The sequence below is a fragment of the Bradyrhizobium sp. CCBAU 53340 genome (assembly GCF_015291645.1).
In the GTDB taxonomy this organism is placed as follows: Bacteria; Pseudomonadota; Alphaproteobacteria; order Rhizobiales; family Xanthobacteraceae; genus Bradyrhizobium.
On record NZ_CP030055.1, the window covers coordinates 5,861,571 to 5,875,458 of the forward strand.

The following is a 13,888-nucleotide window of genomic DNA, read 5'->3' on the forward strand; positions in this document are numbered from 1 at the left end:
CCTTACAGGAGACGTCACGCCATGACCGATCTTTCCGCGATGATCAAACCGGCCGCGATGAGAACGGATGAACACTCCCCGGGCCTCATCCTGCGGTCGCTCGTCATTGGACTGACCGCGTTCCTGACCGTCGTCGATCTCTTCGCGACCCAGGCGATTCTGCCCTCGCTGACGCGCCATTATGGTGTCACGCCCGCGGCGATGGGTTTTGCCGTCAATGCCAGCACCTTCGGCATGGCCATCGCCGGCCTCGTCGTCGGCTTCTTCAGCCCGCACATCAACCGGCGGGCCGGCATCCTGCTGAGCCTGATGCTTCTCGCCATCCCCACCAGCCTGCTGGCATCCGCGCCAAATCTCACCGTCTTCACCGCCTTGCGGGTGATGCAGGGCCTTTGCATGGCATCTGCCTTCGCGTTGACGCTCGCTTATCTCGGCGAGCAGTGCAGCGCGATGGACGCTGGCAGCGCGTTCGCCGCCTACATCACCGGCAATGTTGCCAGCAACCTTGTCGGCCGGCTGATCTCCGCGGCGGTCGCCGACGGCCTTGGGCTGGCGTGGAATTTCTACTTCTTCGCAGCCCTCAATCTGGCGGGCGCGGCGCTGGTCTATCTCACGATCAAGCGGGTGCAGCCGGTGCACACGACGATGCCGGCGGGATCGCCGCTTGCCGCCATGATCGCGCATTGGCGCAATCCGCAGCTGCGCGCTGCCTTCGGCATCGGCTTCTGCATCCTGTTCGCCTTCATCGGCACCTTCACATTCGTCAATTTCGTTCTCGTCCGGCCGCCGCTGTCGCTCGGCATGATGGACCTCGGCTTCGTCTATTTCGTCTTCCTGCCCTCGGTTGTGACGACGTTGCTGGCAGGCAAGGTGGCCTCGCGCATCGGGACGCGACCGACGATCTGGGTCTCGCTCGGCCTCGCCGCGGCGGGTCTTCCGCTGATGCTGGCCACTCACTTGGGCGAAGTGCTCGCCGGCATGGTTCTGGTCGGCGTCGGGACCTTTTTCGCGCAAGCTGCGGCCACCAGCTACGTCGGGCAGATCGCAGCCGACAACCGTGGCGTTGCCAGCGGCACCTATCTTGCGTGCTATTTCTCCGGCGGACTGGCCGGCACAGCCGTGCTCGGCCGTCTGTTCGACGCCTTCGGCTGGTCCGCGTGTGTCACCGGGGTCGGGGTGGCACTTGGGGCAGCTGCCCTGCTCACTCTCGCCTTGAAGCGCTAGCGCTTCGCCGGCGCCTCCTGCGGCGGCGGGTCGTCGTCGGCGATCGCTCGCCAGGCGGCGCCGTCGAGATCGTCGTACTGGCCGCTGCGCAGCGACCAGAGGAAGGCTGCGAGGCCCGCGCCTCCGAGCAGCAGCGCCAGCGGCACCAGGAAGACCAGGATTTCCATCACACGATCTCCCGCGAGGCGCTGCGGGCGCGCAGCGAGTTCAGCATCACCACGATCGACGATCCGCTCATGGCGGCCGCTGCGATCAGGGGCGTCACGATGCCGCTGATCGCGACCGGCACGGCCAGCAAATTATAGCCGATCGCCAGCCAGAGATTTTGCCGCATCAGATGCAGCGCCTTGCGCGCGGAATCGATCGCGGCGACGACAGGGGCCAGCGGCCGGCCGAGGAAGACGAGATCGGCGGTGGCCTGGCTGAGATGCGCGGCCGAGATCGGCGACATCGAGACGTGGGCGGCCGCCAGCGAGGGCGCATCGTTCATGCCGTCGCCGACCATCAGCACCTTTGCGCCGCGCCGCTTCAGCTCCTCGATCCGCGCGATCTTGTCGGCCGGCGTGACGCCGGCGCGCCATTCGGGGATGCCGAGCGCATGCGCCGCCGCGATCACCGCGGGCTCGCGGTCGCCCGAGAGAATCTCGACGCCGATATTGCGCGCCTTCAGCGCTGCGATCACGGCCTGCGCATCCGGCCGCAGGCCCTGGCGCACCGAGAGAATGTACTTTTCGGACCCCTTGCTGAAGGCCACGACGGACGCCTCGGCATCCAGCGCGGCGCTGCCGACCAGCGCCTCGGCGCCGCAGAAGGACGGACGGCCGAGCCGGAGCTCGACGCCATCGACCACGGCGCGGACGCCCTGCCCGGCCTCCTCGGCCGCACTGAGGATCGGCGACTTCGCGCCCGCGGCCTGCGCGACTGCAGCGGCGACCGGATGATGGCTCGACAGCGCGAGGCGGCCGGCAAGATCGAAAACGTCGGCAGGGATATCGGCTGCATTCGTGACTTCGAGATCCGGCAGCGTCAGCGTGCCGGTCTTGTCGAAGATGACATGGTCGGCTTCGGCCAGCCGCTCGATGGCGTCGCCCGCATTGAGCAACACGCCGGCTTTGAACATCGCGCCCGCAGCCACCGTCTGCACCGTCGGAATCGCGAGCCCGAGGGCGCAGGGACAGGTGATGATCAGGACGGCAACGCCGGTGATGATCGCATCATGCCAGCCGGCGCCCGCGATGACCCAGCCGAGAATCGTGATGAGCGCAGTCGCATGCACCACCGGCGCGTAGAGCCGCGAGGCGCGGTCGGCGAGCCGCATGTAGCGCGAGCGCGCGGCGAGCGCATTGTCGAGCAGCCGCGTGATCTCGGCGAGCAGCGTGGCTTCCGACGCCGCGGAAACCCGCAGCCGCAAGGTGCCGGAAATGTTCATCGAGCCGGCATAAACAGGCGTGCCGTGCTCGGCCGTGACATAGAGCGTCTCGCCGGTGATCAGGCTCTGGTCGATCTCGGAACGGCCCTCGATCACGGTGCCATCGACCGCACAACGCTCCCCGGGCCGCAGCAGCACGATGTCGCCGGGATGAATCGCGGCGACCGGTACCTGCGAGATTTCGTCGGGGCCGACGAACTTCGCGGCCGTCTCTGCCTTCAGCGCCGCAAGATTGCCGGCGACCGCGCGGGTCCGCCGCCGCATGTTCTGGTCAAGGAAGCGGCCGACGAGCAGGAACGTGAGCAGCATGATCGCTGCGTCGAAATAGACGTGCTCGGCGTGGTTGATGGTCTCGACCACGGACATGCCGAGCGCAAGGCACACGCCGATCGAGATCGGCACGTCCATATTGGTGGTCTTGTTCGACAGTGCGCGCCAAGCCGAACGAAAGAACGGCTGGCCGGCATAGGCAGCCGCGGGCAATGCGATCAGCGCCGACAGCCAGTGGAAGAAGTCGCGCTGCTCCGGCAGCATGTCCGAGACGTTGCCCGACCACACCGGGATCGACAGCATCATCACGTTCATGGTGGCGAAGGCGGCGACACCGAGGCAGCGCAGCAGGAAGCGCGATTCGGCAACCTCGGTCGCCTCGGCGCTCTCGGTTTCGTAAGGATAGGCCTTGTAGCCGAGCTCCTCGAGGCGATCGATGAAGCGGGCGGGATCGAGCGTGCCCTCCTTCCATTCCAGCGCGACGCGCCGGTCGGTGAGGTTCACGCGTGCCAGCGTGACATCGGGGATGGCCGACAGTCCGCGCTCGATCTTGGCCATGCAGCCGGCGCAATGAACGCCCTCGACCGCGAGATCGATGTGCTGAACGCCTGCGCCCGCGGCGCGGACGTAGTGAGAGAAATCGCGTGTCACCTGCATGACGAGATCCTCAGTTCAGGATCACGCGGTTGCGCGACAGGAACACGCGCTCACCCCTGGCGTCGCCCTCGATAACGAGGTCCCACTGGCCCGGTGCGACCGAGGCGGCGTTGCCGCGATAGATGCCGCTGCCGGCCTCCGCGAGTTCGACGGCGAGATCGGCGCGCTTGTCGGTCGGCCGCTCCAGGCGGCCGCCGAATTTCAGCCCGGTCACCGGCTGGCCCGCCGCATCGCGCGCCTCGACCTGCAGCACGGCATTGCCGTCGGCGCGCCGCTCGATATGAGCACTGACCTTCCATTTGCGCGCGGCCTGTTCCTGCGCCGCCGAGATCTCGCGGTCGTAGACGAGGCCCGCGGCATAGGGGCTGTCGACGTCGGTGCCGGGCAGCGTCGCGATGGCCAGCTTCATCATGGTGACGTTGACGCCGATTACGACGCCGAAGAAGGCGACCAGCATCAGGAACACCTTGGTTCCGGTCAGCGGCTTGGCGGCCATGGCGATCTCCTGAACTTACGGTGCGACGAAATTGTCGGTGGTGGAGGCGACCTCGCCGAGCCCGATATCGGTGACGTGGAAACGGACCGGGATCGATTTCTCGGGATTGTTCTCGGCCGGCGCGGTGACGAGCAGACGCAGCTCGCTGGTGGAGTCGCGCGGGATCACGATCATCGGCCGATCCGGAGTCACGGAATCGGCGCCGACGACGTGGATGATCGAATTGGCCGGGCCGTCGATATCGATCGCGATGACGCGGTCATGTCCGCTCTTGTTCAGAAGCCGGGCGGTATAGGCATTGCGGATCGAGCCGTCGCTGAGCTTGACTGCAACCGGGTTGCGGTCGTGCAGCACGTTGATGTCGAGCAATGTACGTGTCGCCAGCACGTAGATCATGATGCCGCCGACCGCGGCGATGATCGTGCTGTAAACGACAGTCCGGGCCCGGACGATGCGATAGATCGGCGCCTTGCCTTCCTGGCGACGATGGATGTTGATGTCGTTGTCATAGCCGATCAGCCGCTTCGGCCGGCCGATCTTGGTCATGACGTTGTCGCAGGCGTCGATGCAGAGCCCGCACTGGATGCATTCGAGCTGCGGCCCGTTGCGAATGTCGATGCCGGTCGGACAGACCGCGACGCATTGGTAGCAGTCGACGCAATCGCCGACCTGCTGGCCGAGCGCACGCAGCTCCGCGGCCTTCTTGACCGAAGTGCGCTTCTCGCCGCGGTCATAGCGATAGGTGACGTTGAGCGCCCATTCGTCGGTGAGCGCGGCCTGGATGCGCGGCCACGGGCACATATAAGTGCAGACCTGCTCGCGCATGTAACCGGCCAGCAGGTAGGTCGTGGCGGTGAGGATGCCGATCCAGATATAGGCGATCATGGGTCCCTGGAAGGTGACGAGCTCCTTCACCAGCGTCGGCGCATCGTTGAAGTAGAGCACCCAGGCGCCGCCGGTCCACCATGCGATCAGGAGCCAGATCGAATGCTTAAGCACGATCTCGGAGATGCGCTCGAGCTTCATCGGATCGGACGATCTGTCCTTCTTCATGCGCTCGCGCCGGTCGCCCTCGATCAGGCGCTCGACGGCGTAGAACAGGTCGGTCCAGACCGTCTGCGGACAGAGATAACCGCACCAGATGCGGCCACCGATCGAATTCATCAGGAACAGCGCCACCGCGGCAATGATCAAGAGGCCCGTGAAGTAATAGACCTCCTGCGGCCACAGCTCGATGAAGAAGAAGTAGAAGCGGCTGTTGGGGAGATCAATCAGAACGGCCTGGCTGGGGGCGCCAAGGCCGCGATTCCAGCGCACGAAAGGCAAGAAATAATAGACGCCGAGGCAGAATGCCATCAGGCTCCATTTGATGCGGCGGAACGTGCCGGAGACGCTCTGGGGGTAGACCTTCTTGCGGGCGGCGTAGAGCGGCGCGTTGTCATCAACCGGCGTGAGATCTTTCGGATTTACGGTCTTGTTCATCGCTCAGCGCTTCCTAGGAGGTGCGATTGAACCTAGACTCCACGGCCGCGAGCCAATTGATCCAACGCAAACGGGGGCGGATTTCTTCGCCCCCGCTGGAACCCGTTGACTGTCGATCGGCTATTTGCCGCCGCCCAGCGAGTGAACGTAGACCGCCATCGCCTTGATGGTGGCGGGGTCGAGACGTCCCTCCCAGGCCGGCATGACACCGGCACGACCGTTCGTGATGGTCTCGATCAGGACCGCCTCGTCGGAGCCGTAGAGCCAGATTTTGTCGGTCAGGTTGGGCGCCCCGAGCTCCTGGTTGCCCTTGCCGCCATCGCCGTGGCAGGCGACGCAATTGTCGGCAAAGATCTTCTCGCCCTTGGCGGCGTCATAGCCTTTCCGGGTCGGCAGGCCCGACAGCGAGCGCACGTAGTTGGCCACCGTGACGATCTCGTCCGGCTTGAGCACGCCGTCCTTGCCGAAGGCCAGCATCTGGCCCTCATGGGTCTTGGCGTGGCCGGAACGCGCGCCGAACTGGATCGTCTGCATGATCTGCTCGAGCGTGCCGCCCCACAGCCAGTCGTCATCGTTCAGGTTCGGAAAGCCCTTGGCGCCGGCCGCGCCGGAGCCGTGGCAGGGCGCGCAATTGTCGCCGAACACGGTCTTGCCCTTGGCGCGGGCGAGCGCCAGCAAGGCCGGGTCCTTCTCGATGTCGGTGAGGGAGGCCGCACCGAGCGCCACCATCTTGTCACCCCGGATCTTCTCGAGGTTGGCAAGCTCGACCGCGACGTCGGCACGCGACGAATAGCCGAACAGGCCCGTCGTGTTGCTCGATATCAGCGGCCAGGCCGGATAGACGACCCAGTAAGCGATGGCCCAGATGATGGTCAGGTAGAAGCAGGTCACCCACCAGCGCGGCAACGGCGTGTTGAGTTCCTTGATGCCGTCCCATTCATGCCCGGTCGTGGCCCTGCCGGTGACGGAATCGATTTCACTATGGTCGGTCATGATCTCTCACTCCTCCCGCAGCGGCAGGCTGGCCGCTTCGTCGAATGCCGTCTTGTTGCGGGGCCAAAACGCGTAGGCGATGATCGCGAGAAAGATCGCGACGAAGACCGGCGTCCAGATCGTGGTCACGAGACCGGACGCGAGATTGTCGAGTGTCAGGATGGCTTTCATCGGTGGATGCCTTCTCAGCGAAGATTGGCTTTCTCGTTGTAGAGCTTGAAGTCGACCAGCGTGCCGAGCATCTGCAGGTACGCGATCAGCGCGTCCATCTCCGTCGGCGTTCCGGCCTTGCCGTCGAAATTGCGCACGACGGCCTTGGCGTAGCGCTTGGTGAAGGCATCAGCGCCGGCATTGTCCGGGTCGGCCTGGGCCTTCATGTCGGCGGCCGCGTTGGCGATCTGGTCGTCGGTATAGGGCACGCCGACGGTCCGCAGCGTACGCATGTGGTCGGCGATCGTGTCCGGATCCACCTCGTTCTGAGCCAGGAACGGATAGCCCGGCATCACCGACTGCGGCACGATCGCGCGCGGATTGGTCAGATGGGTGACGTGCCAGTCGTCGGAATATTTGGCGCCGACGCGGGCAAGGTCAGGACCGGTGCGCTTCGAGCCCCACTGGAACGGGTGGTCGAACATGCTCTCGGCGGCGAGCGAGAAGTGGCCGTAGCGTTCGACCTCGTCGCGCAAGGGACGGATCATCTGCGAATGGCAGAGATAGCAGCCTTCGCGGACGTAGACGTTGCGCCCCGCCAGCTCCAGCGGCGTGTAGGGCCTGACGCCGTCGACCACCTCGATCGTGCTCTTGAGGTAGAACAGCGGCGTGATCTCGACGAGACCGCCGATCGCGACCACCAGAAGGATGCCGACGACCAGGATGATCGAGTTCTTTTCGAAGACTTGGTGGCGTGTCCAGAACGACATGGGAAGCTCCTCACTCCGCCGGCTGAAGAGCGACGGGCATCTGGACTTCCTGCTCGCCGACGCGAACCGTCATCCAGAGGTTATAGGCCATGATCAGCGCGCCGATCAGGAACAGGGCGCCGCCGGCGGCGCGGATGATGTAGAAGGGATGCATCGCCTCGACGGTCTCGATAAAGGAATATTCGAGGAAGCCGAGCGAGGTGTAGGCGCGCCACATCAGGCCCTGAAGGATGCCGGACACCCACATCGCCGAGATGTAGAGAACGATGCCGAGCGTGGCGATCCAGAAGTGCCAGTTGACGAGCTTGAGGCTGTAGAGGCCCTTGCGATTCCAGACCCATGGCACCAGGCAGTACAGCGCGCCGAAGGAGACGAAGCCGACCCAGCCGAGCGCACCGGAATGCACGTGGCCGATGGTCCAGTCGGTGTAGTGGCTGAGCGAGTTCACCACCTTGATCGACATCATCGGGCCTTCAAAGGTCGACATGCCGTAGAACGCGACGGAGACGACGAGCATGCGCAGCACGGGATCGGTCCGCAGCTTGTCCCAGGCGCCCGACAGCGTCATCAGGCCGTTGATCATGCCGCCCCAGGAGGGCATCCACAGCATGATCGAGAAGGTCATGCCGAGCGTCTGCGTCCAGTCCGGCAGCGCCGTGTAGTGCAGATGGTGGGGACCCGCCCAGATGTAGAGGAAGATCAGTGCCCAGAAGTGGATGATCGACAGCCGGTAGGAATAGACCGGCCGCTCCGCGCGCTTCGGAATGAAGTAATACATGATGGCGAGGAAGCCGGCGGTCAGGAAGAAGCCGACCGCGTTATGGCCGTACCACCACTGGAACATGGCGTCCTGGATGCCACCCCAGGCGATGTAGGACTTCGAGCCGAAGAACGACACCGGCAGCGCGGGGTTGTTGCCGAGATGCAGGACGGCGATGGTCACGATGAAGGCGAGATAGAACCAGTTCGCGACGAAGATGTGCGGTTCCTTGCGCTTGATGATCGTGCCGAGGAAGACGAGCAGGTAAGTGACCCAGACGATGGTGAGCCAGAGATCGGCGTACCATTCGGGCTCGGCATATTCCTTGGACTGGGTGACGCCGAGCAGATAGCCCGTGCCGGCGATCAGGATGAAGTAGTTGTAGCCGAGCACGACGAACCAGGGCGCGAGGTCGCCGGCAAGGCGGGCGCGGCAGGATTTCTGCACCACGTAGAAGGACGTGCCGATCAGCACGTTGCCGCCGAAGGCGAAGATCACTGCGGAGGTGTGCAGCGGCCGCAATCGGCCGAACTGGATCCAGGGGAGATCGAAGTTCAGCGCGGGCCAGGCCAGCTGCGAGGCAATGATGAGCCCGACCAGAAAGCCCGCGATGCCCCAGAACATCGCCATGAATGCGGTGAACTTGATCGGGCCCAGATTGTAGTTGGGCCGACCGTTGATCTCCTGCGCCGGCAATGCCGCTGGGCGATCGTAGTAGCGGTTGATGATGAAGAACACTGCGGCCAGGCTCGCCGCCGCACTGAGCGCGGCATGGAAGGCGAAGGGCGCATCGAGCGCCTTGGCCGAAGCCACCAGGCACAGGAAGGCAGTGACCGCGAATATAAGCGCCAGGCCGCTTTCGCCTGTCGTCATGGTTTTCGAGATGGAGGGCTGGGGCATCGCGGATTCTCTCTGAAAGAACACGCTGCCAGAAACCACATTCATCCTCGCGGCGAATTGATTGAAATCAAGATAGATGGATTTCTGTTAATGCGAGGCAGGAGCCAGCTGAAGTGCCCTCTCCCCTTGTGGGAAAGGGCAGCGACGACAGTGCGGCAAGCTCGCTTGGGTGAGGGGCTGGTTCCGCAGCGAAAGTCTCTCTCCCACAAGGGGAGAAGGGAAGAAGAAGCTTCCCGTGGAATCACGGAACCGGAGATCGCAGTGTTTTGCAGATGACCCCCGTCAGTCGTTCGCAGTCGCCTTCAGCGCCGCGATGACGTTCTCGCGCGCAACGATTCCCACCAGCTTCTGGGCGCTGTCGAGCACGATGATGCTCCGGATACGGTGCTCGACCATGATCTGGAGCACGCGCGTCAGCCGCGTATCGGGGCTGACATAGATGAACTCCGGCGTCATGACGTCGCCGACCTTGCGGCTCATCAGGTCGTGATAGCGCGGCAGCATCTGGCTCGGCGTGAACGCGAAGCATTTCAGGATGTCGAACTTGGTGACGATGCCGACGACCTGCCCGTCGTCCTCGACCGGATAGGAGTTGAAATCGTCCTGCTCGAACATCTCGCTGAGAGAAAGGAGATTCTGGTCACGCTGCACCGTCCTGACGTTGCGCGTCATGTAACCTTCGACGGTCTGCTCAAGGAATTTGTACACGGCGCGTCCTCATCGATCGTTCTTAGCCGGCCAGACCTTCAATGACTTGTCGGTCTTGCCGTCAGTGCGACAACAGCACGCAGCGGGCGGTCTGCGTGACCAGATATTCAGTGACGCCGCCGAGAATCAGCTCGCGGAAGCGGGAATGACCGTAGGCACCAGCGACGATCAGGCCGGCACCGACCTCGCCGGCGATCCTCTCCAATTGCGCAGCGGCACCTTCGTTCCTCGTCTCCGGGACGTGCGCCGTCGCGGTGACGCCGTGGCGGGCGAGCCAGGCGGCGACGTCGCTGACATGGGTCATCACCGCCGAGTGGTCATCGTCCGCTTCCGGAATCTCGACGACGACGACGTCCTTGGCCTTGCGCAGCATCGGCAGTGCGTCGGCCACCGCCCGCCGCGCCTCGGGCGTGTCCTTCCAGGCCACCAGCACGCTGCGCAAGTTGAGCCAGTTGGTCCGGTCGGGCACGAGCAGCAGCGGCCGGCCGATCTGCATCACCAGGTCCCGGGGGCCGACCTGCGAAAAAGCGTCGGAGAAGGTCCGGCTCTGGCCGCCGCTGACGACGATGTCGGCGCAACGCGCCTGCGCCAGGACGTATCGCGCGGGAAAATCCATGGCACTGCGCCATTCCGCACGCCCGCTGCGCGTCCTGGTCGCGGCGCGGAATTCCGCCTCCAGATCGGCAAGGTGCCGCTTGACGGAGCCCTCCTCCTGATCGATCAGCCGCTGGGCCTCGGCACCGTCAGTGAAATAAAGCGGCGGAGCGAATCGCGCGGCAGCGATCCCGACGATCGCCGCCTCGAATCGTTCGGCGAGTTCGCCGGCGACCTCAAGGCGTGCATTGTTGGGCTGATCCAGCGCCAGGCTGACCATCACGGTCGCGTATGTCATCGGAATCTCCCGGGCAGTGAGCTTTGATGGAAATAGTAAGCCCGCGGCAGCCCGGCAGAATGAGATAGATCAAACCGCCCCGCACCGCGGCTTCGGAAATTCGCCAACCAAATCAGGCATCGGAACTTGCCTCCGGCGCAGCGTTGGGCGAAAATTACCGGCAAGTTGGCGACACCTTGGTCGCAGCTGCAAAATGGGAGCCAGGATTTGTCGCCGACCCGCGTCACGCATCCGCCAGACGACCATCGCGGCGAGCATTTCCGGGTCCGGATCGAGGGATTCGGCGTCGGCACGTGGGATCTCGACCTCACGACGCGCGAGCTGGAATGGTCGGAAACCGCGCGGATGCTGCTCGGGGCCGAGCAGGGCCAGCCGGCGAGCTATCCCCTGTTCCTATCTCGTCTCGAACCCGCGGATCGCGACCGCGTCGAGACGGCGATCAAGCAGGTCGCCGGGCATGGCGGCGGTTTCGACGTCTCCTTCAGGATTGCCGGGACGTCCGACCGCGGCAAATGGATCAGGGCCCGCGCCGGTCTGATCCGGGACGAGGCCGGCGTCGCCCGGCATCTCAGCGGCATCTTCCTCGACATCGACGAGGAGAAGCAGGTCGAGGAAGCGCTGCGGACGCGCGAGACCCATCTCCGCTCCATCCTTCACACCGTGCCGGATGCCATGATCGTCATCGACGGCCGCGGCATCATTCAGCTGTTCAGCACGGCGGCGGAGCGACTGTTCGGCTGGTCCGAGCACGAGGCGATCGGCCAGAACGTCAGCATCCTGATGCCGGAGCCGGACCGCACCCGCCACGACAGCTACATCGCGCGCTATCGCAGCACGAACGATCCGCACATCATCGGCATCGGCCGCATCGTGACCGGCAAGCGCCGCGACGGGACCACCTTTCCGATGCACCTGTCGATCGGCGAGATGCAGTCGGGTGGCGAGCCTTATTTCACCGGCTTCGTCCGCGACCTCACCGAGCACCAGCAGACCCAGGCGCGGCTCCAGGAATTGCAGACAGAGCTCATGCATGTCTCGCGGCTGACCGCGATGGGCGAGATGGCCTCCGCGCTCGCCCACGAGATCAACCAGCCGCTGGCGGCGATCAGCAACTACATGAAGGGGTCGCGGCGACTGCTCGCCGAGAGCCAGGACCCGAACACGCCGAAGATCGAAAGCGCGCTGGATCGCGCCTCGGAGCAGGCGCTGCGTGCCGGCCAGATCATCCGGCGGCTGCGCGATTTCGTCGCCCGCGGCGAATCCGAGAAGCGGATCGAGAGCCTGTCGAAACTGATCGAGGAAGCGGGCGCGCTCGGGCTCGCCGGTGCACGCGAGCAGAACGTTCAGCTCCGCTTCAATCTCGATGCCAACGCCGACCTCGTGCTCGCCGACCGGGTGCAGATCCAGCAGGTGCTGGTCAATCTGTTCCGCAACGCGTTGGAAGCGATGGCACAGTCGCCGCGGCGCGAGCTCGTCGTCGCCAACAGATGCATCGGTGGCGACATGATCGAGGTGGAGGTGTCGGACACCGGCCCCGGCTTCCGGGACGACGTCATTCCAAACCTGTTTCAGACCTTTTTCACCACCAAAGAGACCGGCATGGGCGTGGGATTGTCGATCAGCCGCTCGATCATCGAGGCTCACGGCGGCCGCATGGTGGCCGAGAACAACGCCTCGGGCGGCGCGACATTCCGCTTCACCCTGCCAGCAGCCGACGAGACCTGAGCAATGACGACCAAGGGACATGTTTACGTCATCGACGACGACGAGGCGATGCGGGACTCGCTCAACTTCCTGTTGGATTCGGCGGGCTTCGGCGTCGCGTTGTTCGACAACGCGCAAGCCTTCCTCGACGCCCTGCCCGGCCTCGCCTTCGGCTGTGTCGTCTCCGACATCAGGATGCCGGGCCTCGACGGGATCGAACTCCTGAAGCTGATGAAGAACCAGAACTCGTCGTTTCCGATCCTGATCATGACCGGCCACGGCGACGTGCCGCTCGCCGTCGAGGCGATGAAGCTTGGCGCCGTCGACTTCCTGGAAAAGCCGTTCGAGGACGACCGCCTGACCGCCATGATCGAGACCGCCATCCGCCAGGCTGAGCCTGCGGCCAAGAGCGAGGCCGTCGCCCAGGACGTTGCCGCGCGCGTTGCCTCCTTGAGCCCAAGGGAGCGTCAGGTCATGGAGGGGCTGGTCGCCGGACTCTCCAACAAGCTGATCGCCCGCGAGTACGACATCAGTCCGCGCACCATCGAGGTGTACCGGGCCAATGTCATGACCAAGATGCAGGCCAGCAGCCTCTCGGAATTGGTGCGACTGGCCATGCGTGCCGGCATGTTGCGGGATTGAGACAGGTCAAGGCTGTCTTCTCCCGGCGTGATACTCGATTGAAATGATCGAGACCGGCTCCCACACCCGGCGGCTGCCAATGGCAGCGCCCGCACGACCCGTCGTCTACGTGGTAGACGACGACGACGCCGTGCTGGGATCCCTGCGCTTCCTGCTGGAAACCGACGGCTTTGCGGTGCGGACCTTCCGGAGCGCCACGGCACTGCTCAACGCGACGAGCTCGTCGCGCGCGGACTGCTACGTGATCGACTACAAGATGCCGGGTATCAACGGCATCGATCTCGCCGGCCGGCTGCGTCAGTTCGACGCCGACACTCCGGTGATCCTGATCACCGGCTATCCGGACGGCAATATCTCGGCCCGCGCGGCGGCGGCAGGGATCAAAGAGGTGATTTTGAAGCCTCTTCTCGACGAAAACCTGCTCAAGCGCATCCGCAGCGCCATCCAGGATCGGCCGCGGTAACGAGGCACAGCCTCAGAACGCGCTTCTGTACTGCGAAATCTGGCTGCGAGGACCGTAAATCCACATCGGCTCGCCGCACGCGCTTGGACCGTGATCGGTCATGCAGGCAGCGCTCCAGGGCGGCGCTGCGATCTGGCGACCCTCGATCGGGTCTGCATGCGAATGGACCGCGATGGTGTTGATTCGAGGCCGGACGGTCGTTGCGGTGGCGAGTTGCGGCATGAGCAACAGCGCGACCAGAAGAGGTGGGATGGATTTCGATATCATCGGGCGTCTCCGCTGGCTGAAGGCTTCCGATGACCAGACTTGCGTTGGCGACCCGATATTTCCCGGACACTGAATAGTGAG

At 64.5% G+C, this 13,888-nt stretch carries 14 protein-coding genes; 4 read left to right on the forward strand and 10 right to left on the reverse strand.

Annotated elements, in window-relative coordinates; translation table 11 throughout:
- The first annotated feature begins 21 nt into the window (after positions 1-21).
- Positions 22-1,224, forward strand: coding sequence for an MFS transporter (locus XH89_RS27665; RefSeq protein ID WP_194463525.1), 1,203 nt, complete (start codon positions 22-24; stop codon positions 1,222-1,224).
- Here the strand turns inward: XH89_RS27665 and ccoS are convergent.
- The 10 genes from ccoS to XH89_RS27715 form a co-directional block, all read right to left on the reverse strand.
- Complete coding sequence (gene ccoS, locus XH89_RS27670) at positions 1,221-1,391, reverse strand: cbb3-type cytochrome oxidase assembly protein CcoS (RefSeq protein ID WP_194463526.1); 171 nt, start codon at positions 1,389-1,391, stop codon at positions 1,221-1,223. The two genes, XH89_RS27665 and ccoS, sit on opposite strands and share 4 nt — an antisense overlap.
- A complete protein-coding gene (locus tag XH89_RS27675; RefSeq protein WP_194463527.1) occupies positions 1,391-3,580 on the reverse strand; it encodes a cation-translocating P-type ATPase in 2,190 nt (729 codons plus the stop codon). The genes ccoS and XH89_RS27675 overlap by 1 nt, the downstream gene beginning before the upstream one ends.
- 10 nt (positions 3,581-3,590) lie before the next feature.
- On the reverse strand, positions 3,591-4,076 hold the full coding sequence (locus tag XH89_RS27680; protein WP_194463528.1) for a FixH family protein: 486 nt from the start codon (positions 4,074-4,076) through the stop codon (positions 3,591-3,593).
- Between the two features lie 15 nt (positions 4,077-4,091).
- Positions 4,092-5,558 carry a cytochrome c oxidase accessory protein CcoG gene (gene ccoG, locus XH89_RS27685; protein ID WP_194463529.1) on the reverse strand — a complete coding sequence of 489 codons (1,467 nt, stop codon included), beginning with the start codon at positions 5,556-5,558 and terminating at the stop codon, positions 4,092-4,094.
- Between the two features lie 120 nt (positions 5,559-5,678).
- The gene (ccoP, locus tag XH89_RS27690) at positions 5,679-6,551 is read right to left on the reverse strand and encodes a cytochrome-c oxidase, cbb3-type subunit III (RefSeq protein WP_194463530.1); all 873 of its coding nucleotides are present in this window, start codon (positions 6,549-6,551) and stop codon (positions 5,679-5,681) included.
- Between the two features lie 6 nt (positions 6,552-6,557).
- Positions 6,558-6,722: a cbb3-type cytochrome c oxidase subunit 3 gene (locus tag XH89_RS27695; RefSeq protein WP_194463531.1), complete on the reverse strand. Its 165-nt coding sequence runs from the start codon at positions 6,720-6,722 to the stop codon at positions 6,558-6,560.
- A gap of 14 nt (positions 6,723-6,736) precedes the next feature.
- Positions 6,737-7,471 carry a cytochrome-c oxidase, cbb3-type subunit II gene (ccoO, locus tag XH89_RS27700; RefSeq protein WP_194463532.1) on the reverse strand — a complete coding sequence of 245 codons (735 nt, stop codon included), beginning with the start codon at positions 7,469-7,471 and terminating at the stop codon, positions 6,737-6,739.
- 10 nt (positions 7,472-7,481) lie between these two features.
- On the reverse strand, positions 7,482-9,131 hold the full coding sequence (gene ccoN, locus XH89_RS27705; protein ID WP_194463533.1) for a cytochrome-c oxidase, cbb3-type subunit I: 1,650 nt from the start codon (positions 9,129-9,131) through the stop codon (positions 7,482-7,484).
- Positions 9,132-9,413: 282 nt separating this feature from the next.
- Positions 9,414-9,839 (reverse strand): HPP family protein, encoded by a 426-nt coding sequence (locus XH89_RS27710; protein WP_194463534.1) that lies wholly within the window; start codon positions 9,837-9,839, stop codon positions 9,414-9,416.
- Between the two features lie 61 nt (positions 9,840-9,900).
- A complete protein-coding gene (locus XH89_RS27715) occupies positions 9,901-10,731 on the reverse strand; it encodes a universal stress protein (protein WP_194463535.1) in 831 nt (276 codons plus the stop codon).
- Between the two features lie 207 nt (positions 10,732-10,938).
- On the opposite strand from XH89_RS27715, the gene fixL reads away from it, so the two are divergent.
- From fixL to XH89_RS27730, 3 genes are read left to right on the forward strand one after another with little or no spacing between them, the layout of a single operon-like run.
- Entirely contained in the window at positions 10,939-12,456 is a 1,518-nt protein-coding gene (fixL, locus tag XH89_RS27720) for a sensor protein FixL (protein WP_194463536.1), read from the forward strand.
- Between the two features lie 3 nt (positions 12,457-12,459).
- On the forward strand, positions 12,460-13,077 hold the full coding sequence (fixJ, locus tag XH89_RS27725; RefSeq protein ID WP_194463537.1) for a response regulator FixJ: 618 nt from the start codon (positions 12,460-12,462) through the stop codon (positions 13,075-13,077).
- A gap of 43 nt (positions 13,078-13,120) precedes the next feature.
- Positions 13,121-13,540: a response regulator gene (locus tag XH89_RS27730; RefSeq protein WP_194463538.1), complete on the forward strand. Its 420-nt coding sequence runs from the start codon at positions 13,121-13,123 to the stop codon at positions 13,538-13,540.
- Positions 13,541-13,888: the final 348 nt, after the last annotated feature.

Bases quoted from the DNA above. Each gene is read 5' to 3' on its own strand.
- XH89_RS27730 (WP_194463538.1), top strand. From the start codon at position 13,121: ATGATCGAGACCGGCTCCCACACCCGGCGGCTGCCAATGGCAGCGCCC.
- XH89_RS27675 (WP_194463527.1), bottom strand. From the start codon at position 3,580: ATGCAGGTGACACGCGATTTCTCTCACTACGTCCGCGCCGCGGGCGCA.
- XH89_RS27715 (WP_194463535.1), bottom strand. From the start codon at position 10,731: ATGACATACGCGACCGTGATGGTCAGCCTGGCGCTGGATCAGCCCAAC.
- fixJ (WP_194463537.1), top strand. From the start codon at position 12,460: ATGACGACCAAGGGACATGTTTACGTCATCGACGACGACGAGGCGATG.
- ccoG (WP_194463529.1), bottom strand. From the start codon at position 5,558: ATGAACAAGACCGTAAATCCGAAAGATCTCACGCCGGTTGATGACAAC.
- XH89_RS27695 (WP_194463531.1), bottom strand. From the start codon at position 6,722: ATGAAAGCCATCCTGACACTCGACAATCTCGCGTCCGGTCTCGTGACC.
- ccoS (WP_194463526.1), bottom strand. From the start codon at position 1,391: ATGGAAATCCTGGTCTTCCTGGTGCCGCTGGCGCTGCTGCTCGGAGGC.
- XH89_RS27665 (WP_194463525.1), top strand. From the start codon at position 22: ATGACCGATCTTTCCGCGATGATCAAACCGGCCGCGATGAGAACGGAT.
- XH89_RS27680 (WP_194463528.1), bottom strand. From the start codon at position 4,076: ATGGCCGCCAAGCCGCTGACCGGAACCAAGGTGTTCCTGATGCTGGTC.
- ccoN (WP_194463533.1), bottom strand. From the start codon at position 9,131: ATGCCCCAGCCCTCCATCTCGAAAACCATGACGACAGGCGAAAGCGGC.
- ccoP (WP_194463530.1), bottom strand. From the start codon at position 6,551: ATGACCGACCATAGTGAAATCGATTCCGTCACCGGCAGGGCCACGACC.
- ccoO (WP_194463532.1), bottom strand. From the start codon at position 7,471: ATGTCGTTCTGGACACGCCACCAAGTCTTCGAAAAGAACTCGATCATC.